The 20,906-nt window shown below is 70.5% G+C and carries 19 protein-coding genes, 1 tRNA gene and 1 pseudogene; 13 read left to right on the top strand and 8 right to left on the bottom strand.

All coding sequences use genetic code 11. The annotated features are described in order from the left end of the window. Both IEZ21_RS44565 and IEZ21_RS44560 read left to right on the top strand, forming a co-directional pair. Positions 1-323 (top strand): annotated as a pseudogene (locus IEZ21_RS44565) (DEAD/DEAH box helicase); the annotation flags it as partial. A 290-nt stretch (positions 324-613) separates the two neighbouring features. Then, positions 614-686, top strand: a tRNA-Lys gene (locus IEZ21_RS44560). Positions 687-796: 110 nt separating this feature from the next. Here the strand turns inward: IEZ21_RS44560 and IEZ21_RS44555 are convergent. From IEZ21_RS44555 to IEZ21_RS44540, 4 genes are read right to left on the bottom strand one after another with little or no spacing between them, the layout of a single operon-like run. After that, the gene (locus tag IEZ21_RS44555; RefSeq protein ID WP_189327517.1) at positions 797-1,411 is read right to left on the bottom strand and encodes a GTP-binding protein; all 615 of its coding nucleotides are present in this window, start codon (positions 1,409-1,411) and stop codon (positions 797-799) included. After that, entirely contained in the window at positions 1,359-1,802 is a 444-nt protein-coding gene (locus tag IEZ21_RS44550) for a DUF742 domain-containing protein (protein WP_189327516.1), read from the bottom strand. The genes IEZ21_RS44555 and IEZ21_RS44550 overlap by 53 nt, the downstream gene beginning before the upstream one ends. A 48-nt stretch (positions 1,803-1,850) precedes the next feature. Next, positions 1,851-2,327 (bottom strand): roadblock/LC7 domain-containing protein, encoded by a 477-nt coding sequence (locus tag IEZ21_RS44545; protein ID WP_189327515.1) that lies wholly within the window; start codon positions 2,325-2,327, stop codon positions 1,851-1,853. Beyond that, positions 2,308-4,941, bottom strand: a complete 2,634-nt coding sequence (locus tag IEZ21_RS44540; RefSeq protein WP_373302377.1) for a sensor histidine kinase — start codon at positions 4,939-4,941, stop codon at positions 2,308-2,310. Before IEZ21_RS44540 ends, IEZ21_RS44545 begins: the two co-directional genes overlap by 20 nt. A 696-nt stretch (positions 4,942-5,637) precedes the next feature. Here IEZ21_RS44540 and IEZ21_RS44535 point away from each other — a divergent pair. Beyond that, the gene (locus IEZ21_RS44535; protein WP_189327513.1) at positions 5,638-6,780 is read left to right on the top strand and encodes a substrate-binding domain-containing protein; all 1,143 of its coding nucleotides are present in this window, start codon (positions 5,638-5,640) and stop codon (positions 6,778-6,780) included. Between the two features lie 377 nt (positions 6,781-7,157). Here the strand turns inward: IEZ21_RS44535 and IEZ21_RS44530 are convergent, their stop codons facing one another. Continuing rightward, positions 7,158-7,427 carry a winged helix-turn-helix domain-containing protein gene (locus IEZ21_RS44530; protein ID WP_189327512.1) on the bottom strand — a complete coding sequence of 90 codons (270 nt, stop codon included), beginning with the start codon at positions 7,425-7,427 and terminating at the stop codon, positions 7,158-7,160. A gap of 184 nt (positions 7,428-7,611) precedes the next feature. Between IEZ21_RS44530 and IEZ21_RS44525 the strand changes: the two genes are divergently transcribed. The 3 genes from IEZ21_RS44525 to IEZ21_RS44515 all read left to right on the top strand — a co-directional run bounded on the left by IEZ21_RS44525 (position 7,612) and on the right by IEZ21_RS44515 (position 9,126). Then, complete coding sequence (locus tag IEZ21_RS44525) at positions 7,612-7,956, top strand: hypothetical protein (protein WP_189327511.1); 345 nt, start codon at positions 7,612-7,614, stop codon at positions 7,954-7,956. Then, positions 7,956-8,330, top strand: a complete 375-nt coding sequence (locus tag IEZ21_RS44520; RefSeq protein WP_189327510.1) for a hypothetical protein — start codon at positions 7,956-7,958, stop codon at positions 8,328-8,330. The genes IEZ21_RS44525 and IEZ21_RS44520 overlap by 1 nt, the downstream gene beginning before the upstream one ends. 343 nt (positions 8,331-8,673) lie before the next feature. Beyond that, entirely contained in the window at positions 8,674-9,126 is a 453-nt protein-coding gene (locus IEZ21_RS44515) for an iron chaperone (RefSeq protein WP_189327509.1), read from the top strand. A gap of 25 nt (positions 9,127-9,151) precedes the next feature. Here the strand turns inward: IEZ21_RS44515 and IEZ21_RS44510 are convergent, their stop codons facing one another. Continuing rightward, positions 9,152-11,950, bottom strand: coding sequence for an ATP-binding protein (locus IEZ21_RS44510; protein WP_189327508.1), 2,799 nt, complete (start codon positions 11,948-11,950; stop codon positions 9,152-9,154). 128 nt (positions 11,951-12,078) lie between these two features. Here IEZ21_RS44510 and IEZ21_RS44505 point away from each other — a divergent pair, with 128 nt between their 5' ends. From IEZ21_RS44505 to IEZ21_RS44490, 4 genes are all read left to right on the top strand, one after another. Beyond that, positions 12,079-12,540, top strand: coding sequence for a pyridoxamine 5'-phosphate oxidase family protein (locus tag IEZ21_RS44505; RefSeq protein WP_189327507.1), 462 nt, complete (start codon positions 12,079-12,081; stop codon positions 12,538-12,540). A gap of 117 nt (positions 12,541-12,657) precedes the next feature. After that, positions 12,658-13,641: a TIGR01777 family oxidoreductase gene (locus IEZ21_RS44500; protein ID WP_189327506.1), complete on the top strand. Its 984-nt coding sequence runs from the start codon at positions 12,658-12,660 to the stop codon at positions 13,639-13,641. A gap of 90 nt (positions 13,642-13,731) precedes the next feature. Next, entirely contained in the window at positions 13,732-14,223 is a 492-nt protein-coding gene (locus IEZ21_RS44495) for a DUF2975 domain-containing protein (RefSeq protein ID WP_189327505.1), read from the top strand. Then, the gene (locus IEZ21_RS44490) at positions 14,223-14,498 is read left to right on the top strand and encodes a helix-turn-helix domain-containing protein (protein WP_189327504.1); all 276 of its coding nucleotides are present in this window, start codon (positions 14,223-14,225) and stop codon (positions 14,496-14,498) included. Before IEZ21_RS44495 ends, IEZ21_RS44490 begins: the two co-directional genes overlap by 1 nt. Here the strand turns inward: IEZ21_RS44490 and IEZ21_RS44485 are convergent. Further along, positions 14,485-15,111 carry a GTP cyclohydrolase II gene (locus IEZ21_RS44485; protein WP_189327503.1) on the bottom strand — a complete coding sequence of 209 codons (627 nt, stop codon included), beginning with the start codon at positions 15,109-15,111 and terminating at the stop codon, positions 14,485-14,487. The genes IEZ21_RS44490 and IEZ21_RS44485 overlap by 14 nt on opposite strands. Before the next feature lie 444 nt (positions 15,112-15,555). On the opposite strand from IEZ21_RS44485, the gene IEZ21_RS44480 reads away from it, so the two are divergent. Then, the gene (locus tag IEZ21_RS44480; protein WP_246568869.1) at positions 15,556-16,725 is read left to right on the top strand and encodes a glycosyltransferase; all 1,170 of its coding nucleotides are present in this window, start codon (positions 15,556-15,558) and stop codon (positions 16,723-16,725) included. Between the two features lie 159 nt (positions 16,726-16,884). Continuing rightward, a complete protein-coding gene (gene helR / locus IEZ21_RS44475) occupies positions 16,885-19,080 on the top strand; it encodes an RNA polymerase recycling motor ATPase HelR (protein ID WP_189327501.1) in 2,196 nt (731 codons plus the stop codon). 43 nt (positions 19,081-19,123) lie between these two features. Here helR and IEZ21_RS44470 read toward each other — a convergent pair whose 3' ends face one another. Further along, positions 19,124-19,639 (bottom strand): MarR family winged helix-turn-helix transcriptional regulator, encoded by a 516-nt coding sequence (locus IEZ21_RS44470; RefSeq protein WP_189327500.1) that lies wholly within the window; start codon positions 19,637-19,639, stop codon positions 19,124-19,126. Positions 19,640-19,735: 96 nt separating this feature from the next. On the opposite strand from IEZ21_RS44470, the gene IEZ21_RS44465 reads away from it, so the two are divergent. After that, positions 19,736-20,881, top strand: coding sequence for a dihydrofolate reductase family protein (locus IEZ21_RS44465; RefSeq protein ID WP_189327499.1), 1,146 nt, complete (start codon positions 19,736-19,738; stop codon positions 20,879-20,881). Positions 20,882-20,906: the final 25 nt, after the last annotated feature.

The raw sequence follows: 20,906 nt of genomic DNA, 5'->3' as shown, positions 1-20,906 counted from the left end.
ATGGTGACCGTGGCGGTTTCCGTCGGGACGACCGTCCGTCGGGCGGCTCGGGTGGCTTCCGTCGCGACGACCGCCGTGACGGCGACCGTCCCACCGGTGGCTTCCGCCGCGACGACCGTCCCTCCGGCCACCGGGGCAGCGACCGCCCGTTCAACCGCGACCGTCAGGGCGACCGTCCCACCGGCGGCTTCCGTTCCGGCGGCCACGACCGCCCGCACGGCCGCCGTGACGATCACCGTGGCGCCGGCTCCGGTACGGGTACGGGCTCCGGCTCCTCCTTCGGCCGCCGCGACGACAAGCCGCGCTGGAAGCGCAACGGCTGACCCGACCCTTACCCGGAGGGCCCGGACGACTTCGGTCGTCCGGGCCCTCCGGCGTTCGCGGGCCGCGAGCGAGCCGACCGACCGTCCGCCGCCACGTGGCGGTACGCCTCGGCCCGCCACTGATCCCTCGACCCGGACCACGAACACACCCGCACCCACGAGGCGTCCCGCGCGAACACCCCGGAACCGGTAGATCCCTGACGCTTCCACCCACCCGACGTGGCCGGGACCCCGATACCCGATCGGAGACCCGGCCACGTCCGGCTATGCTCGGGGGAGCAACATCGCCAGGGCCCTTAGCTCAATTGGCAGAGCAGTGGACTTTTAATCCATTGGTTGTGGGTTCGAGTCCCACAGGGCCTACCTTCAGCGGGTTGGCGGATACCCCGTCCGACCCGCGCTTGAGCGCCCTGTCCGGCTGTGCCGGGCAGGGCGCTTCCGCGTTCTCGGCCCCGCTGCGTGAGCGAAGTGGATCAGGTCGCTGCGGCCGCCTCGGCGCGGGAGAGTGCGACGTCGAGTACGACCAGCAGCGCGTCCCGGACCGAGCCGGTCCTCCGTGCGTCGAAGACGATCAGCGGCACGTGCTCGGAGATGTCCAGTGTCCACCGCACCTCGTCCAGATCGTCCCCGACCTCCCCGTCGAACGCGTTGACGGCGACCGCGAAGGGGATGTTCTTGTGCTCGAAATAGTCCACCGCTGCGTAGCAGTCGTCCAGGCGGCGGGTGTCGACGATCACCAGGCCGCCGAGGGCGCCCTCCACCAGGTCGTCCCACATGAAACCGAACCGGTCCTGGCCCGGCGTGCCGAACAGGTACAGCTTCAGTGTCGGGTCGATGGTGAGGCAGCCGAAGTCCATGGCGACCGTGGTGGTGCTCTTGCCAGGAGTGTGCGTGAGATCGTCCACGCCGGCCGCGACCTCGGTGATCGCGGCCTCCGTGGTGAGCGGCCGGATGTCGGAGATCGAGCCCACGGCTGTGGTCTTGCCGACCCCGAAGCCGCCGGCGATGACCAACTTGACGGGCGTCGGCGGCTGTTCAGCCGGAGTCGCGGAGTGTGCCCCGTGACTCGGGGACGGCACGGAGACCATCGATAACCCTTCTCAGTACGGAGAGATCCTGAGCCGTCCCGGCGTTTGGCCTGTGGACCGCCAGATGCCCGGCGGCACACAGATCCTCGGCCAGCACGCGGACGACGTTGAGGTGCAGTCGCAGCTGGGCGGCCAGTTCCGCCACCGACTGCGGCCGTCGGCAGGCGGCGATGATGTCGTGGTGCTCGAAGGTGAGCGTGCGGAGGACGGAGAGCCCGGTCGAGGTCGACACGACCTGGGTCTCGATGGGGATCGGTGGCGCGGTGCCGCGTCCCGACACGCGACCGGCGGTCAGCAGGAAAGGCCGGATCGAGCGGGCGCGGCCGGCCGGCTCCGCTGAGCCCTCGGCTTCCCCTGCTGCATCGTGTGGTGCTGGTCCACCGACGGCCATCACGGTCCCTTTCTGAATGCCTGTACCCGCGCTCTCGCTGCGGGACGGTCAGCGGGCCGGCGCGGCACCGACGCTCTTCTTCAGCTCCAGTACCAGTTGGGGGGTGAGCGCGGCCCCGGCCCGGTTGGCGAAGAGAGCCATCTCATAGGCGATGTTGCCCAGTTTCGCCTCCTTCGAGGTCACCACGCCGAGGACGGCGCCGCCGCCGATGGCCGACACCAGAACATGGCCGCCCTCCAGGTCGATGATGACCTTGTTGAGGCCGCCCAGGCCGTAGTTGCCGGAGGCGCCCGCGGCGAGACTCGTCATGCCGGACACGATCGCGGCGAGCCGCTCGGAGTCGGCCTGGTCGCGCAGCCGGGAGACCGCGATCAGCAGGCCGTCGGACGACACCGCGATGGCGTCGAGGACACCGTCCGTCTCCGAGGCGAACCGGTCGAGCAGCCAGGTGAAATCGGCCGCGGCGGCTCGCAGAGCGGTGGGTGTTGTTCGCTCGGAACTGCTGTCACCTGTCGACGTGGTCACTGCCCGACTCCTTCTTGGATTCCTGGTGTGGCGATGGTGCAGGCTCCGTCCTGCCCAGGGGACTGTCCTGCGCCGCCCTGCGTACGGCGGCCTCGAACTCATCGAGTTCCGAGCGGATCGCCTCGGCGTCGACGGGGGGCCGTACGGCAGCCGGGGCCTCTCGGTCGGTCGGCTGGGTGGTCCTGGAGAGTGTCGCGCCACGCACCCGTCTGGGCCGGGTCCGGGAGGCCTCCGCCGCGGGCTTCCCGGGGGCGGCGGTCCGGTTCGTGGGGACGCGCTGGGGGAGGCCGCCCTGCGGCGGCGGGGCCGTCAGCCGCAGTTCGGGTGCGGAGGCCCGTACGGGACGGGGCTCTCGGTATTCGAGTTCGTTCGCCTCCGGCCGTTCGGTTCTGGCGCCGACGCTTCTCGGACTTCGCTCGTTCCTCGCTGTGTCCGCGTGCGCTCTCGCTGTGTCGATCAGCGGCTTCGCCGCGGGCGGCGTGGCCTTTGACTCGCTCACGGGTGCGACGGCCTCCAGCTCGGACCTCTGCCCGGACCTCGTCGGGAGTACCGCCACGGTCCCGGTCGGGCTCGGGGGCGGAGTGGGGTCCACGGGGCTCATGGTCAGCAGGAGCGCGGAGGGGATCCAGACGGTGCTGGTGACCCCGCCGCCCGGCGTACGGCTCAGGGTCACCCGTATGCCCCAGCGCCGGGCGAGGCTTCCGACCACGAAGAGGCCGAGCACTTTGGTCGGTACGAGGTCGAGCCGTTCCCGGCGGATGAGCCGGGCGTTCTCCTCGACGAGGCGTTCCGCGCTCAGGCCGAGGCCGTGGTCGATGACCTCGACCAGCGCACCACCGTCCGAGGTGACGTCGGTACCGGGCCGGACGGCCACCTCGACGGGCGTGTGGGACGGGGAGAACGCGACCGCGTTCTCCAGCAGTTCGGCGAGCATCAGCGTCAGGTCGCCGATGATGTCGGGGGCGACGGTGACCTCTGTCTCGGACCGCAGGGACACCCGCTGATACCCCTCGATCTGGCCGAGCCCCACCCGTATGACGTTGGCCAGGGTGGTCGGCCGGGCCTCGACGCCGGTCTCCCGGATGCCGGCGAGCAGCATCAGGCTGTCGGCATTGCGCTGGAGGCGTACGGCGATGTGGTCGATGCGGTAGAGCCGCTCGAGGAGGTCGGGATCGGTTTCCTCGCTTTCGATGGCATCGATCAGTGTGAGCTGACGCGATGACAGATTGCTGACACGTCGCCCGACGTTGCCGAACATCTCGGCGACGTTGCGGCGGCTCAGCACCTGCCGCTCCAGCAGTGCGGCGGCGGTGACCTGCACCTGGTTGAACGCCTCGGCCAGCTCACCGATCTCGTCACGGACCGGAACCGGGATCGCCTGCGGACGCAGCGGTGTGCTGTCGGCGGCCTCGTCGTCCGCGACCCGGGCGAGCTCCTCACCCGCCACGTCGACGACCTGCTGAGCCGCGCCGGTCAGCGCCGCCAGGGGGCGTACGACCGAGCGCCGGACCAGCACGGAGAAGGCCAGCCAGCCGGCGAAGCCGAGCAGGGCCAGGCCGAGCAGCATCAAGGCATTCCGCAGGGCGCTCGCGGACATGGCGTCGGCCCGAGCGGCGGTCTGGTCGATCAGCGACCGGGTGATGCCGAGGCGGGTTTCGGCATGCTGTGCTCCGGCAGCAATCTTCTTGCTCAGTTGCTGTGGCGTCTGGGCCTGCAGGGAACTCGGATCGATCTGGAGCTCCGCGAACTGGGCCTCGATGCCGCTCTGCCCGGCACTGCGCTCGATGCCGCTCAGGGTCAGGACCTGGGCCGGCGTGGCGATCCGGCCGAACCGGTCCGACTGGTGCTCGTAGAGCGTGTGGGCGCCGAGCGCGCGGCTGTACTCGGTGAGGGCGTTGGCGTCACGGGTCTGCGCGGAGAACACGGCGCTCTCGAAGGCCGCGTGGGCGGCGTCGGCGCGCAACACCGTGTCGAGCAGAGTGATCACCGAGGATGAGGGGGTGTCCGACAAGCGGTCGAGCCCGATGCCGTCGATCAGGTAGTCGACCGCGGAAGCGTACGCGGGGTCGATGTTGGCGGCGGGTACGTAGTCCCGTTCGAGCTTCTCGCGCAGGACGGCAAGGCTGCTGATGTACTCGAGGGCCTGCTTCTCCTTGTCCGGCAGGCTCGAACCGAACGCGGAACGCACGGCGGCGACTTGTGAGTCGGTGTTCCGCTGCGCCTGGCGGTAGTCGGCGGTCGACGGGCGGGCGTCCCCGGAGCGGTCCGACTCGTACCGCACAGACAGCACGAGCGCCTGCCGGTGTTCGGCCTGCACGCCGTTGATCAGCCTCGCGACCTGTTCGCTGTCGCGCACCAGATCAGCGATCCGACCAGCGTCCCGGGCCCGTACCACCTGGTCGACGACACCGGCGCCGAGCAACAGGCCGACGACCAGGACGGGCGCGCTCACCAGGACGTTGAGTTTTCGCCGGAACGGCCATCGGTCGAGCACGGCTCCCGCTCTCCGGCGCAACGGCGGTGTCACCTCCGCAGGCCCTGGCGGGTCGGGTGCGAGGTGGTGGTCCCCCCGCTCGGCCGAAGCCGAGAGCAGGGGAGGGTCCACTGTTTTCACGGACACCCTGGCCTCCTTCGTCGTGTTCCTGAGCGGTGACCGAGGTGTCGTTCGTGCCGGACCGCGAACCGCCGGGAGCGGAGAGTGACACTTTTGACGCGCCCATCGCTGATAGGTACGAAAGGATTGCGCCACGTGTCCGAATCCGACCGTGCGGAGACTATCGTTTGGGCGGAGGTTCGACTGGCCATATGTCATCAAGAGTTGATTACGAAATGTTTCTTGGTTTATGTGCGGACATTGACGCTTTTTCGTCGGAAGGTCCGCCTCCGACCCATGTCCGGTGCGGGGCGGCGGAGTTGACGAGGGCCGACGTGTCCCACATGGTCCGGGCGTTCTGCGTGTTCTGCGTGTTCCGCGCGACCTTCGGCATCAGCGGCGTGTAAGTCGTCGGCATCGTCGGCGCCCTGCTCGCCCCGGCCCGGCGCCAGATCGTCACCTCGGCGTCGTGCGGAGGGGGGCGGCGTCGTGTTGTCGGACGTCCACTCGCACCCTGCTACATTCCCCCCGGCAAACGCCCTGGCCACCTCCGGGGGCACCGTCGTCGCTGTGGCCACCCCGCCACGGACTCGGCGTCGCCGTCGGTGCCGCGGCCTCTCCTTCGGCGGAGGCGCCGCGCCGGAACCGTCGGCGTCTTTGTCCATCTCCTCCCCCCACTCGCCCCGTACCCTCTTTTGCCTTGTTGAGGAGACCTCAGTGCACGCCACCCGCCAGGCGACCGTGTCGGCCGCCGCGTTGCTGGCCATGGCCACTGCCGTCGTCGGCTGTGACAGCGGTTCGACCACTGCCGCAGCCACCGCCGACTCCGCCAAGCCCGGCTGTCCCGCCGTCCTCGCCCATGTCAAGTCGGCGGTCAAGAAGGCCGAAGACGTCGACGCGCCGTGGGACGGTCCCACCACCGGCCCCCGGGCCGTTCCCGACAAGACCATCGTCTTCGTCGCCCAGACCCTGGCCAACCCCGGTGTCACCGGCGTAGCCCAAGGCGTTGAGGAGGCTGCCAAGGTCATCGGCTGGAAGGTCCGCGTCATCAATGGCCAGGGCACGTCCGCCGGTATCAAGGCCGCCTTCGGCGAGGCCGTGGCCCTCGAGCCCGCCGGCATAGTCATCGGCGGTTTTGATCCCAAATCCACTGCCCAGCAGGTCCGTCAGGCCAAAGCCGCGGGTATCCCGCTGATCGGATGGCACGCCGTTGGAGCCCCTGGCCCCAGCGAGGACCCGGAGCTCTTCAGCAACATCACCACCAAGGTCGAGGACGTCGCGAAGATCAGCGCCGACTGGATCATCGCCCGGTCCAACGGTCGCGCGGGCGTCGTCCTGTTCACCGATGCCTCGATACCCTTCGCCAAGCGGAAGTCCGACCTGATCAAGAAGGAACTCGCCACCTGTTCCGACGTCAGGCTGCTGAGCTACGAGGACATCCCCATCCCCGAAGCCAACAGCCGCACCGTTGAGGCCGTCTCTTCCCTTCTCTCCCGTTTCGGCAGTGAGTGGACCCACTCCGCCGCCATCAACGACCTCTACTTCGAGCACGCCGCCACCGCTCTGCGGGCCGGCGACCGGCAGGGCGCCGACGCCCCGTTCAACATCGGCGCCGGCGACGGCGACCCGTCGGCTTTCCGGCGCATCAACGGCAGGGAGTACCAGGCCGCCACCGTGCCCGAGCCCCTCTCCGAACAGGGCTGGCAGATCATCGACGAGTTCAACCGTGCTTTCTCCGGCAGAGCCGACAGCGGATACGTCGCCCCTGTCCACATCGCCACCGCCTCCAACAGCGGTGGCGCACTGTCCTGGGACTCCGAGGGCTATCGCCAGGCGTACCGGAAGATCTGGGGCAAGTAGGCCATCGGTCAACGGCCCCAGCCACAAGCCAAGCCGGTACGCACCCGGCGGCGTCGTCGCCGACGGGCACGAGCGGCGCCGCCTCCAGGGGGATGTCGCAGGGCAGCCGCAGGGGTCCGCGTGAGCGATGCGTGAGCGGACGACGCCGCACAGGTCGGGCCGAGCCGGACCGAGCACCACGCTTCACCCGCCTCCGACCAGGCACAACAGGACGGCGGGGGACCGTCGGGCACCGCCCGGCAAGGGGCGGCGGGGACTTTTAATCCATTGGTTGTGGGTTCGAGTCCCACAGGGCCTACCGGAGAGCCCCAGTTCAGAGCGATCTGATCTGAGGCTTCGGTGCGTTTCGGGGCCGCGCGTTGCGTCGCGTGGCCCCTTCAGGCGCTCGGCTCGCCCTCTTCGGGCGCGTCGCCGACTGGCTCCGGCATTCCGATGACGTACGTCCCCTTCGCGGGCAGAGTGGCGACGAGCCCTCGTTTCCGGAGTTCGACGACGGCGCGACGCACGGTGCCGATGCTCACGCGGTACAGCTCCGTCATGGCTCGCTCGCCCGGCAGCGCGGCGCCCTGCGGCAGCTTGCCGGACGCGATCTCCGCCGCGATGGCATCGGCGAGTTTCACGTACTCGTAGCGCGGAAGCTCACTCATCCTTCTACGGTGCCGCAGCCCAACGCGTATCGCAGGGGTCGAACGCGTTCCGACGCGGTAGGACGCAGTAAAACGCAGAGGGGTGCAGGGGGACGCAGTTCCCGGTATGGTCGAAATGGAAAGACCCCGGCGAGGTGGCTAGACCTCCCGGGGCACGGCCAACGCTGACATAGGAGCGTCGACAATGACCGACCTTATCCGCCGCACCCTCGAATGGCTGCGCCTCCTCTTCGCCCCGGGCACGGGTAAACGGCGCCGCCCCCACCGGCACCCTCACTTCTGCCTTCACCTCACCGTCGTACGCCGCCCCTCGTCCCTTCTGTCCCCGAACCTCCCTCGCCACCGCTCCCCGTACGGCCTCGTCACCCTCCTCGACGGCGCCGACTCCGCTCTCGTACGCCCCTACCTCACCGCCCACGAACAGGAAGCCGCACTCCAGGAACGCCGTCGCCTCGCCCTCGTGCTCGCCGCCGACTTCGGGATCGACCTCGATCGGCACCTGATCGGCGCGCAGGAGGTGGCTGCCTGATGAAGCACACCACCGACCCCGCGGCGGCCACCTCCGCTCCCCGTCTCCTGCCCTGGCCGTCCCCCACCGGCACCCCCTGCTACCTGATGACGGACAGCGGCGGCGGGTACGTCTCCCGCCTCGCCGACGACCTGGAAGCCGTACAGCTCGCCATGGGCACCGACGTACTCGGCCTCGCCCGCACCGTGCTGGACGACCCCACGTCGCCGTACACCGAGGTCCGCTACGCAGGACTGCGGCTCGCCGAGTGCCTGACCGACGCCCTGCGCGTCGCCGAGTCCCGCGGCCTGCGCCTGCCTCTACCGGACACCGCGGGAGCCGAAGACGCCGACGGCGTCGAGGAGGCCGAAGCGACCGAACGCAGCACGGCGTAACCGCCGACCGAGACCCGGGGCGCCCCTGGAAGACGCTCCCCGGCCAGGTGGCTGGTCGCGAAAATGTGACAGTTCGGCACCTGAGTGTCACATTTTTTCGCGACTGCCTACCAGGGGTCCGGCAGCGTCGACCGGAGCGCCCGCACTGCCGTCGGGATTCGGCTCGGCCCGGGCGCTGCTTCGTCATCGGGCGAGCACAGGAGGACACCGACTCCGTGTCCGTGGTGGTTTCCGTGGTCGGCACGGATGCCGCCGCACCTCGGTCAGGACAGGCTGTGACCACAGCGGCAGGGCCTGACCGGGCACACCGAGCCGCTCGTGACACACGACCACAGGAGTGATCATGGCCGGCGCCAAGAACAGCTCGTACGAGGGATTCACGGCCGAGGAGCGGGCCGCGATGAAGGAGCACGCCCAGGAGCAGAAGAAGGCGGCGCGGCGCGGCTCGCGTGCGGACAAGGCGGCGGAGGCGGAGCGGGACGTGTTCGCGAAGATCGCTGAGATGCCGGACTCGGACCGGATCATGGCCGAGCGCGTCCATGCCGTCGTCAAGGCCAACGCCCCGGTCCTCGCGCCGAAGCTCTGGTACGGGATGCCCGCCTACGCGCTGGACGGCAAGGTCGTCTGCTTCTTCCAGAGCGCCGCGAAGTTCAAGTCGCGCTACGCCACCCTCGGGTTCAACGACCCGGCGAAGCTGGACGAGGGCACGATGTGGGCGACCGCTTTCGCCCTGACCGAGGTGACGGACGAGGCGGAGGCGCGGATCGCCGCACTGGTGAAGCAGGCGGTCAGTTGAAGGCACACGCAGCGGCGGTTGTCGGCTACCGGTCGGACTTGGGCGCCAGGCCGAGGCCGGCCAACGCGGCCGTGCCGGCGGTGGCGTGGTCGCCGCCGGCGAGGAGCAGCGTGCGTGCCGACTGGTAGGGGCAGCCGGCCGCGTCGAACGCCGCCGCGGCGGCGAGCTGGCGCGGCAGGTCGCCGTCCAGCAGTGCCTCCGCTCGGTCCAGTTGGGCGGTGGCGACCGGGTTGCCGGTGACCACGACGCGCGCGGCGTCGATCCGGGCGCGGGCGTCCGGGTGTCCGGCGAGCACCGCCGTCTCCGCGCGGAGCGCCACGTACCAGTGGTGCCAGATCCAGCACACCCACTTCCACACCTCGTCCGGCTTCGGCGCGACCCGCTCCAGCGCGGCGTCCACCTCTCCGTGGTGGAGCAGGACCATGGCGTCGAAGACCGCACCGTAGCCATGACGATGCTGCTCCACCGCCGTGTCCGCCTGATCGACGACCGCGAGCCAGGCCGCCCGCGCGTCGTGGTCGCCGCGCAGGCCGTGGATCATGGCCACCGACGCGGCCGCAGCGCCGAGGGAGAGCGAGCGCTGGCGGCCGCTCTGCTCCCACGCGTCGAGGAACCTCACACTGCGGGTGAGTACCTCGTCGGCATGGCCGGCGAACGCGTCCGCGGTCAGGATCCAGGACGTGGCGTGGTGGCCCGCCTCGGCCAACTGGGGGTGGTCGGCCAGCTGCCTGCCCCACCGTCGGGCCTCTGGCAGTTCACCCACACCGAGGGCGGTTCCGGCGGCCATGGCGAGGGCGTCCATCAACTCGTGCGTACTGGCAGGAGTTGGCCGTACGGAAGCCAGGATGTCGATACGGCGCCGGGCGAGCCCTGCGACTGCGAAGGCATCACCGGCCCAACTCCGGGCGCCGGAAAGCGCGTCGAGGGCGGCCGACTCCGCCACCGGGTCGCCGGTGCGCCGGGCGAGCCCGACGGCCTGTTCGGCTCGCTCGACCGTCTCCTCGACGGTGTTTTCCGTATCTCCCTGAATCGCGCCGTACGCGTCCGCGACCACCGCCGCCTCGGCCAGCGCGACAGCCGCCTCGGCGGCCGGGCTGTCACCGGACAGCTCTCGCGCCTCCGCGAGCATGGCGGTCACCTCGTCCACGGGGGGAATGCGCGTGAACGAGGTGGAGAAGCGGTACGCGACGGTGGCGGCGGCCGCCAGTTCGCGGCCGGCACCGGCGCTGTCCCCGGCCCGGCGGGCGGCCTCCGCGGCGGCACGATGCAGTCGGAACATGTCTTCGCCGAGTCTGCGGCACCCGGCCACCGAGGCGGCGTGCCGCAGTGCGGCGGCACTGGCGGCGGCGTCGTCGGCGAGCCGGGCCGCCTGCTCGTACCGCTGCTTGGCCTCGCCGAGCAGGTTGCGGGTGAACGCCAACTCGGCCAGGAACAAGGCGAGTTGGCAGGCGTTCGCGCGCCGCTCCGGCTGCTTTGCGGCCCAGGTGAGAGCGGCCCTGAGGTCGTCCGCCAGCGCGTCGAACCGGGCGCGCCAGTCCGCGCCGCCGGCACCCATAAGGGCCCTCGCGCCGGCCAGGCACCAGTCCACGTGGCGGGATCGGACGTCGATCAGCTCACCGGCGTCGGCGAGCCGCTCCGTCCCGTACTGGCGGATGGTCTCCAGCGCCTGGTAACGGGTGCCGTCCGCGGACGGTGCCACGGCGAGCAGACTCTGCTCGGCAAGCCTGCCGAGCCCGTCCGTGACCGCGGCCGGATCCAGCGGGGCGAACCCGGCCACCGCGGTGGCCGCCTCGGCGGTGAACGGCACGGCGAACACCGACACCCGGCGCAGCAAGGCCTGATCCTGCGGCTCCAGCAGGTCATGGCTCCAGTCGAGGACCGCCCGCACCGACCGGTGCCTGTCGTCGGCGCGGGCCCCACCGGTGAGGATCCGCAGCTGATCGGAGAGGCCGGCCGTGAGGCCGTCGAGGCCGAGCGTGGACCACCGCGCCGCCGCCAGCTCGATCGCCAGCGCCATACCACCGAGCCGTTCGCAGACGGCCACGACTCCTTCGCTCACAGCCGGAGGCGGCGGCTGGCCGACCGCCGCCGCCCGGTCCATGAACAGGGCCACCGCCTCCGACTCGCCGCCACCGGCCCGCGACAGCGGCGGGACCGGGAAGACCCGCTCGAACGGAACCATCAGCCGGGCCCGGCTCGTCACGAGCACCCGCAACCGCGGACAGGCCGTCAAAAGCCGCTCCACAAACGACGCCACCCCGTCGCGTACCTGCTCGCAGTTGTCCAGCACCAACAGCGCCCGGTGATCCGCCAGCGCGGCCGGCACCGCGTCGTCGATGCCGCGCCCGGGCTGCTCGCCCACACCCACGGCCGCCGCGACCGCCGCCCCCACCCGCTCCGGATCGGTGACCGGGACCAGGTCGACGAACCACACCCCGTCGGCGAAGTCGCCGGCCACCTCCGCTGCCACCGCCAGTGCGAGCCGGGTCTTGCCGACCCCGCCCGGGCCGACCGCGGTCACCTGTCGGTGCGTCTTCACCGCCTCGGCCAACTCGCCACGCTCGCGCGCCCGGCCGACGAACGGCGTCAGCCGCGCCGGGAGGGCGGGTGCCGACCGCGACCGCTCGGCGTGGGCGGACTCGGCCGCGCGCCGGGAAAGCGCCCGCCGATCCGGCACCTCCAGCTTGCGCAGCAGCGAGGAGACGTGCGACTCGACCGTACGTACGGAGATGACCAACCGCGCGGCGATCTCCGCGTTGCTGAGGTGCTCCCCGAGCAGCGCAAGCACTTCGGCTTCCCGGGCGGAGATCACTGGAGTGGACACCGGCTCATTATCCGTATCCGTATTCGTTTATCCGTGGCGGTTTCCGTGGTCAGCACGGAGGTGGACCGCATCCGGTCCGGGAGAGGCTGTGGCCACAGCGATCGTGACCCCCGACCACAGGAGTGACCATGACCGTGGTGTACGACGACCCCCGCTCCCCTGCCCAGCGCCGCCGCGACACCGAGGACCGGCTCACCCGCGATGTCGACGTTTGGGTGGCCAGTGCCTCGGCGGACGGCGCACCGTACCTCGTGCCGCTGTCCTTCGCCTGGGACGGCGAGGCGCTGCTGGTGGCCACCCCGGCAAAGAGCCCGACCGGCAGGAACCTGGCCGCCACCCGGACCGCCCGAATCGGGCTGGGGCACACCCGCGACGTGTCCATGATCGACGGAGAGGTCGAGGTCCTCGAGATCGACGAGTTGCCGCAGCAGCAGGCTGACCGGTTCGCCGCACGCACCGGCTTCGACCCGCGCCCGCTGACCACGCCGTACCGCTGGTTCCGTATCACCCCGCGCCGCATCCAGGCCTGGCGCGAGGGGAACGAGCTGCGCGACCGCGAGTTGATGCGCGATGGCCGTTGGCTGGTCTGACGCTCCGGCGCTCCGGCCGGGCGCACCTGAGTCCCACGGCGTGAGCCGCGAAGCTATTTTTTGAACGTGTTCAAATTTCTGCGATAGGCTCGCCCATGCACACCGAGGGGGAGCCTGATGAAGATCGTGATGCCTGGGGGCACCGGGCAAGTCGGTACGGTTCTGAACCGCGAACTGACCGCGGCGGGCCATGACGTCGTGGTTCTGAGCAGACGGCCGCGGCGCGAGAGTGAAGTCCACTGGGACGGCGAGACCTTGGGGCCCTGGGCCGAGGTGATCGACGGCAGCGACATCGTGATCAACCTGGCCGGACGCAGCGTCAACTGCCGGTACACCGCGGCCAATCTGCAGGCCATGATGGATTCTCGCGTCAACTCCGCCCGCGTCGTGGGCGAGGCGATCGCCGCCGCCGCTCAGCCTCCCCGGGTCTGGCTGCAGATGAGTACGGCCACCGTCTACGCCCACCGCTTCGACGCACCCAACGACGAGGCGACCGGCGTGCTCGGCGGCACCGAACCCGGCGTCCCGGACTACTGGGCGTACAGCGTCGAGATTGCCCAAGCGTGGGAGCGGGAGCAAGAGCGCGCCGACACCCCGCACACCCGCAAGGTCGCCCTGCGCTCAGCCATGGTGATGAGCCCCGACCGCGGAGGCGTCTTCGACGTCCTGCTGCGGCTGGCGCGGCTAGGCCTCGGCGGACCGGTCGCGGGCGGCGCACAGTACGTGTCCTGGATTCACGACCGAGACTTCGTCCGCGCCGTCGAGTTCCTGATCGACCGGGGCGACCTCGCCGGGCCGGTGAACCTCGCCGCTCCCGGTCCCGCACCGCACCGCACGTTCATGCGCACGCTGCGCGCCGCCTGGGGCATGCCCGTGGGCCTGCCCGCCACGAAGTGGATGGCCGAACTCGGCGCGTTCGCGCTGCGCTCGGACACCGAACTCCTGCTGAAGAGCCGCCGCGTCATCCCCGGCCGCCTGCTCGAAGCGGGCTTCACCTTCGACCACGCCCAGTGGCCGGAGGCCGCCCAGGATCTCGTCGGGCGCGTACGAGACGGACGGGCCGCACGGGCGGTACGAAGCGAGCCGTCGGCTCCGCACTGAGCGGGCCCAGTGGACCTTACCCGGGTGAACCCTTGCCGAATCTATCGATTCTCGATAGATTTCCATCGTTGCTCGATCAGAGGAGGGGCGATGGGAAAGCTGGCCGTGCTCGCGCTGCGGGTCGTGCTCGTGGTGGTGCTCACCGGCACCGTGTTCGTACAGGCATTGATGGTGTGGGCGTTGGTCAGCGGGAGTGACCCGGAGGACGGGTCGCTTCCGCTGACCCCGCTGCGCGTGATCACGATCCTGGGCATCGGGACGGCCCAGGTCGCCCTGGTCTGTGTATGGCGACTGGCAACGATGGTGCGACGCGGAACCGTGTTCTCCCACGCCGCCTTCCGGTACGTGGACGTCATCATCGGCGCGATCGTTGCGGCTGCCCTCGTGTGGTTCGCGGTCACGGCCCTGAATGCGCCCGGCCAGCGGGACGACCCGGGCGTCACCCTCATCATGAGCGGGATTGGCGTGGCCATCCTGGGAGTCGCGCTCCTCGTGCTCGTGCTGCGGATGCTGCTCGCCCAGGCCGTCGCGCGCGATGTCGAGGCGACGCGGATGCAGGCCGAGCTGGCCGAGGTGATCTGATGCCGATCGCCGTCGACATCGACGTGATGCTGGCCAAGCGCAAGATGTCCGTGGGCGAGCTCGCGGAACGCGTCGGAATCACGCCCGCCAACCTGGCGGTCCTCAAGAACGGCCGCGCCAAAGCCGTACGGTTCACCACGCTCGCCGCACTCTGCGAGGTGCTCGAATGCCAGCCGGGAGATCTGCTGCGCTGGGAGACCGACGAGACCAAGAAAGCCGACGAGGCCGAGGAAGCCGACGAGGCGAAGCAGGGCGGCGGAGTCAGCCCGCGTTGAGTTCCGGCAGTGGCAGCGTGTGGCGGGTCTGGAGGACCTTGGCCCGCAGGTAGCGGACGTTGTGGGCCGTCGTGAACACGCCCGTGGGGACCCGGCGTTGGACGTCGACGCCCAGTGCGCGGAGCTGTTCCGCCTTGTCCGGGTTGTTGGACAGCAGGTCGAGGGACGAGATGCCCAGGGCCGCCAGCATCTGGGCCGCCGACGTGTAGTCGCGGGCGTCCTCCGGCAGGCCGAGGGCCGTGTTCGCGGCGTACGTGTCGAGGCCCTCGTCCTGGAGGGCGTACGCGTCGAGCTTGTTGTAGAGGCCGATGCCGCGGCCCTCCTGGCGGAGGTAGAGGAGTACGCCGCCGCGTGTGGCGATCTGCTCGACCGCCTCGCGGAGCTGCGGGCCGCAGTCGCAGCGGGCCGAGCCGAAGACGTCGCCCGTCAGGCACTCGGAGTGCAGGCGGACCAGTGGGGTCGTCGAAGGGTCGCCGAGGACGAGGGCCACGTGTTCCTGGCCGTCGGTCAGTCCGTGGAAGGTGACCACGTCGGCGTCGACGCCGTAGCCGTCTTGGAAGCGCAGCGGGACCCGGACGCGTGCGCGCGGGGTGGCGGCGGGGAGTTCGGGCATGCGGGTTCTCCGAGTCCAGGATCCGAACTGCTCCAGAACAGCCTCTTCAGAAGCAGCCTGTTCAGAACAGCCTCAACAACAGCTTCAGATCTGCTCTGCTACAGATTTGAAGCAGATCCTCTGATCGAGACCCTAACTCATGGTTCAAAGTTGAAGCAACAGTTCCGAATGTTGCTCATGAGCCCAGAACACGCGCCTGTGCGGAAGGCCGCGGCGAGCCGCCGCTTCACGAGGGGCTTGTACGTCCAACACGGACGACAAAAAGCAAAGGCAAGGAGCTCACCCGCTCCTTGCCACTCTCAACTTATAGCGCACCGGGGGGCTTGCGGCAAGGCCCCCGTCGTGCCGCAGAATTGCCCGGCCAAGGCCAGGACCTGCGGAAATGGGAGTCGCGAAGTGCGTGTGTTGTTGTCGACCTATGGGTCGCGGGGGGACGTTCAACCGATGGCGGGACTCGCGGTGCGGTTGCGGGAACTCGGCGCGGAGGTGCGGGTGTGCGCACCGGCGGACGAGGAGTTCGCGAAGCTGCTGGCCGGTGTCGGCGTGGAGCTGGTGCCCTTCGGGCCGTCGGCGCGCGCGCTCACGAAGGCGACGCCGTCCCTGCCCGCGGAGGGCCTGCCCCGGCGCGCGGCCGAGGTGATCGCCGGCCAGTTCGACGTGGTCATCCCGGCGGCCGAGGGATGTGACGTGCTGGTGGGGACCGGCATGACGCCGGCCGCGGCGGGCGCGCGGTCGGTGGCCGAGAAACTCGGCATCCCCTCCGTGTCCGTGACCTTCCAGCAGCTCACCCTGCCGTCGCCGCGGCGCCGACCGCTGGAGTATCCGGGCCGGCCGTTGCCGCCGGACGTGACCGACAACCGGGTGCTCTGGGACCTGGACGCCCAGAACATCAACGCGCTCTTCGGTGAGGCGCTCAACACCAACCGGGCGTCGATCGGCCTGCCCCCGGTGGACAACGTCCGCGACTACGTCATCGGCGACCAGCCGTGGCTGGCGACGGACCCGGTTCTGGACCCGTGGCAGCAGACGCCGGACCTCGACGTCGTACAGACCGGCGCGTGGATCCTCCCCGACGAACGCCCACTCCCGGCCGACCTGGAAGCATTCCTGGAGGCCGGCGAACCACCGGTGTACGTCGGCTTCGGCAGCATGCCCCTGCACGGCTCGACGGACGCCGCCCAGGTGGCCGTCGAGGCGGTCCGCGCGCAGGGCCGCCGCGTACTCGTTTCCCGCGGCTGGGCCGACCTCGGCCTGATCGACGCCCAGGACGACTGCTTCGCCGTCGGTGACATCAACCACCAGGCACTGTTCGGCCGGGTGGCCGCCGTCGTGCACCATGGCGGCGCGGGCACCACGACGACGGCCACCGGGGCCGGCGCGCCTCAGGTGGTCGTCCCCCAGCTGGCGGACCAGCCATACTGGGCCGACCGGGTGGCCGGCCTGGGCATCGGCGCGGCACACGACGGTCCGACCCCGACCTTCGAGTCCCTGTCGGCCGCGCTCACCACGGCCCTGACCTCCGAGACCGGAGCACGAGCAGCCGCCATCGCCGCCACGATCCGTACCGACGGGGCGGCGGTGGCCGCGAAGCTGCTGCTCGACGCGATCAGCTGAGAAGGGCCGCCGGTGCCCGCGTGCACCACGCGGGATCGCCGAGCCAGGACCAGAACGCCAGAACCCAGAACGCCGCAGAAGGCCAGAACCCGCACATCTGGTCCCCTCAACCGACAACGGCCACAGGGTCGCAAACGACCCCAGATCGGAGCCGATGACGTGAACCCGCTGACCACCAGCGTGTTTGACCTCCCCGACCACCTTTCCCCCAAGGCCGACCCGAAGCTGATCGCCGACGACGAGCAGCACTTCGCGGCCATCGCGGAGTGCCTCGAGCAGACGATCGCCGAGGTCTCCGGCAGCCTCGACGCCGAGCGCAGGGCACCCGGCGGCATGGGCCGGCACGCCATGGACCGGGACACGGAGATCCACCGGCTGACCAATCGCCTGCGTACCCTGCGTCGCTTCGGTCTGGACCTGTGCCTCGGCCACATGGTCGGCGCGGACGACCAGGAGCCGGTGTACGTCGGACGACTCGGCCTCACGGACAGCACGGGCCGTCGGCTGCTGGTCGACTGGCGCTCCCCGGCGGCCGAGCCGTTCTTCGGAGCCACCCACGCCAACCCGATGGGCCTGGCGAGCCGCCGCAGATATCGCTGGACCCGCGGCCGGATCAGCGACTACTGGGACGAGGTGTTCACCGCGGAGGGGTTCGCCGGGCACGCCGCGCTCGACGACCAGTCCGCCTTCATCGCCAGCCTCGGCAGCAACCGGTCGCCGCGGATGCGAGACGTGCTCGGCACCATCCAGGCCGACCAGGACGCCATCATCCGCGCGGGCTCCCGCGGCGCTCTCGTCGTCGACGGCGGTCCGGGTACGGGCAAGACCGTCGTCGCCCTGCACCGCTCCGCCTACCTCCTCTACTCCGACCCTCGCCTCGGTCACCGCCGCGGCGGCGTGCTCTTCGTCGGTCCGCACCGGCCCTACCTGGCGTACGTCGCCGATGTCCTCCCCAGCCTCGGGGAGGAGGGCGTACAGACCTGCACCCTGCGGGACCTGGTCACCGAGGGCGCCGTGGCGGCGGTCGAGGCCGACCCGGACGTGGCCCGCCTGAAGTCGTCCGCGAACCTGGTGGAGGGGATCGAGAAGGCCGTCAGGTTCTACGAGGAGCCGCCCACCCAGGGGATGACGGTCACGACCCACTGGTCCGACGTCTGGCTGAGCGCCGACGACTGGGCCGTGGCCTTCGAAGCGGCGGAACCCGGTACTCCGCACAACGAGGCACGCGCCCAGGTGCTGGAGGAGTTGCTCACGATCCTGGTGGACAAGCACGGCGAGGACGACGCGGACGGTTTCTCGCCCGACCTGCTCCGCAAGTCGCTGCGGCGGAACAGGGAACTGCTGACGGCCTTCAACCGCGCGTGGCCGCTGCTCGAGGCGACCGACCTCGTCGGAGACCTGTGGTCGGTACCCGCCTACCTGCGGATGTGCGCTCCCTGGCTCAGCCGCGAGGACGTACAGAAGCTCCAGCGCGAGGACCCCCAGGCCTGGACGGTCTCCGACCTGCCGCTCCTGGACGCGGCACGGCAGCGGCTCGGCGACCCGGAGACGGCCCGGCGCAAGAGCCGGTACGAGGCCATCCTCGCCGCCCAGCGCGAGCGCATGGCGCAGGTCGTCGACAACCTGGTCGACGCGGTGGCCGACTCCGGCGCCGACGGTGACGACGGCGAAGGCCTGGTGAGGATGCTGCGCGGCGAGGACGCCCAGGTCAGCCTGGTCGACGAGTCCGAAGCGCCCACCGTCGACCCGGACCTGCTCGCCGGCCCGTTCGCGCACATCGTCGTGGACGAGGCTCAGGAACTGACCGATGCGGAGTGGCAGATGCTGCTGCTGCGCTGCCCGTCCCGGAGCTTCACCATCGTCGGCGACCGCGCCCAGGCCAGGCACGGGTTCACGGAGTCATGGCAGGAACGGCTCGAGCGGATCGGGTTCGACCGGATCAACCTGGCCTCCCTGAGCATCAACTACCGGACGCCGGAAGAAATCATGGCGGAAGCCGAGCCGGTCATCCGAGCCGTACTCCCGGACGCCAACGTGCCGACCTCCATCCGCAGCGGCGGCGTCCCCGTCGTCCACGGATCCGCCTCGGACCTGAACTCGATCCTCGACACCTGGCTCACCGCACACGCCGACGGAATCGCCTGCGTCATCGGCGACCCCACATTCCGTACGACATTCCGTACGCCGTCGTCCCGCGTCCGCTCCCTGACCCCGGAGCTGTCGAAGGGGCTCGAGTTCGACCTCGTCGTCCTCATCGACCCGGAGAAGTTCGGCGAGGGCATCGAAGGAGCGGTCGACCACTACGTCGCGATGACCCGGGCGACCCAGCAGCTCGTCGTTCTCACGAGCACCTGACGCCGGCCGGACGAACGCCCGCCGCCCATGTGAACCGGGTCACCTATGTGAGCTGGGTGGACGAGCGCCGCCGCCACGGCAGATCGTCCGACGCGGGCTGGTCCCCGTCCCCCTGGAGCGCCCCCGCGACCCCCGTGAAGATCTCCTCCAACTGCCCCACCTGCTCCGGAGTGAGGTGCTCGAAGAGCGCGGTGCGCACCATCTCAACATGACCCGGCGCTGCCCTCTCCAGCACCTCCATGCCCTCGTCGGTCAGGAACGCGAGGCTCCCGCGCTTGTCCATGCGGCAGCCTTCACGGCGTACGAGACCGTCCTTCTCCAGGCGGGTCACGGCGTACGTCAGCCGACTGCGGGTGATCTTCAGCGCCTCGGCGAGATCCGTCATCCGCAGACATCGGTGGTCGGTCTCGGAGAGGGTGGCCAGGATCGTGTAGTACAGGTGCGGCATACCGGCCTCCTGCTGGAGCTGCCGGTCGAGCGCGTCCTCCAGAAGGTGGGAGGCGGCGATGTACGCGCGCCAGGCGCGTTGCTCGTCGGGGGTGAGCCAGCGGGTCGTCATGCCACCCAGTGTAGGTACTGTTTAAAAATTGAACCACCATCGCCCGAAGCAGACGCACCGAAGCAGACGCACCGAGCCGAGCGGAGAGTACGCCCCATGCCCCACCCCTACGTCCTGTTGTCCGCCGCCGTCTCCCTCGACGGCTACCTGGACGACACCGGCCCCGAACGGCTGCGGCTCTCCGGCCCCGCCGACTTCGACCGGGTCGACGAGGTGCGGGCCCAGTCCGACGCGATCCTGGTCGGCGCGGGCACCCTGCGCGCCGACAACCCCCGCCTCCTGGTCAACTCCGCCGAGCGACGCGCGGCCAGGCTCGCGGAAGGCCGCCCGGAGTACCCGCTGAAGGTCACCGTCAGCGGCGGCGGAGACCTGGACCCGGCCCTCAACTTCTGGTCCACGGGCGGCGAGAAGGTCGTCTATACGACGGACAAGGGCGCCCCGAAAGCCACAGCGGCCCTCCGCGGCCTGGGCGTCGACGTCGTCCCCGTCGGACCGGAGCTCGACTGGCCGGCCGTACTCGAGCACCTTCACGACGTACGAGGCATACGGCGGCTCATGGTCGAAGGTGGCGGACGCGTGCACACGCAGCTGCTCCAGGAAGGCCTCGCGGACGAGTTGCAGCTCGCCCTCACGCCCCTCCTAGTGGGCCAGCCGGACGCACCCCGGCTGTTCGGACCCGGTGGCTACCCGGGCGGGGTGCGCAACCGGATGCGGCTGGTGGAGACGCGGCCGGTGGGCGACGTGGTGCTCATGCGGTACGTGCCCACGGCGCCCGGTGCCGGCGGGCTGGCCTCCGCAGCCGACCGGCACTGGCTGGAGCTCGCCTGCGAGCTCGCTGCCCAGTGCCCGCCCTCGCGCACCGCGTTCAGCGTCGGCGCGGTCGTCGTCGCGTCCGACGGCACAGAACTGGCCCGTGGATACTCCCGCGAGTCCGACCCCGTGTCGCACGCCGAGGAGGCCGCCCTCGCCAAGCTCGACCCGGCCGACCCGCGCCTTCCCACCGCCACCGTCTACAGCAGCCTGGAACCCTGCGCCCGCCGCGCCTCCCGGCCCGCCCCCTGCGCCCGGCTGATCCTCGAAGCGGGCGTACGCCGCGTGGTCACCGCCTGGTGCGAGCCCGACACGTTCGTGCCGTCCGCCGACGGAAGCGGTCTGCTTTCCGCCCGGGGCGTCGATGTCGTCGTACTCCCGGAATACGGGGAGCGGGCCGCCGAGCCCAACCGCCATCTGCTCGGCGGGTGACAGGGACCAGTGGCAGGGACTGGTT

Origin of the sequence: Streptomyces flaveus (genome assembly GCF_014647675.1) — a bacterium.
In the GTDB taxonomy this organism is placed as follows: domain Bacteria; phylum Actinomycetota; class Actinomycetes; order Streptomycetales; family Streptomycetaceae; genus Streptomyces; species Streptomyces flaveus.
The sequence above is the reverse complement of the archived record's forward strand: the minus strand, read 5'-3'. Positions and strand labels throughout refer to the sequence as shown.

Coding starts and splice junctions, on each gene's coding strand:
- IEZ21_RS44555 (WP_189327517.1), bottom strand. CDS start 1,411: ATGGTCTCCGTGCCGTCCCCGAGTCACGGGGCACACTCCGCGACTCCG.
- IEZ21_RS44550 (WP_189327516.1), bottom strand. CDS start 1,802: ATGGCCGTCGGTGGACCAGCACCACACGATGCAGCAGGGGAAGCCGAG.
- IEZ21_RS44530 (WP_189327512.1), bottom strand. CDS start 7,427: ATGAGTGAGCTTCCGCGCTACGAGTACGTGAAACTCGCCGATGCCATC.
- IEZ21_RS44525 (WP_189327511.1), top strand. CDS start 7,612: ATGACCGACCTTATCCGCCGCACCCTCGAATGGCTGCGCCTCCTCTTC.
- IEZ21_RS44520 (WP_189327510.1), top strand. CDS start 7,956: ATGAAGCACACCACCGACCCCGCGGCGGCCACCTCCGCTCCCCGTCTC.
- IEZ21_RS44515 (WP_189327509.1), top strand. CDS start 8,674: ATGGCCGGCGCCAAGAACAGCTCGTACGAGGGATTCACGGCCGAGGAG.
- IEZ21_RS44505 (WP_189327507.1), top strand. CDS start 12,079: ATGACCGTGGTGTACGACGACCCCCGCTCCCCTGCCCAGCGCCGCCGC.
- IEZ21_RS44500 (WP_189327506.1), top strand. CDS start 12,658: ATGAAGATCGTGATGCCTGGGGGCACCGGGCAAGTCGGTACGGTTCTG.
- IEZ21_RS44495 (WP_189327505.1), top strand. CDS start 13,732: ATGGGAAAGCTGGCCGTGCTCGCGCTGCGGGTCGTGCTCGTGGTGGTG.
- IEZ21_RS44490 (WP_189327504.1), top strand. CDS start 14,223: ATGCCGATCGCCGTCGACATCGACGTGATGCTGGCCAAGCGCAAGATG.
- IEZ21_RS44485 (WP_189327503.1), bottom strand. CDS start 15,111: ATGCCCGAACTCCCCGCCGCCACCCCGCGCGCACGCGTCCGGGTCCCG.
- IEZ21_RS44480 (WP_246568869.1), top strand. CDS start 15,556: ATGGCGGGACTCGCGGTGCGGTTGCGGGAACTCGGCGCGGAGGTGCGG.
- IEZ21_RS44470 (WP_189327500.1), bottom strand. CDS start 19,639: ATGACGACCCGCTGGCTCACCCCCGACGAGCAACGCGCCTGGCGCGCG.
- IEZ21_RS44465 (WP_189327499.1), top strand. CDS start 19,736: ATGCCCCACCCCTACGTCCTGTTGTCCGCCGCCGTCTCCCTCGACGGC.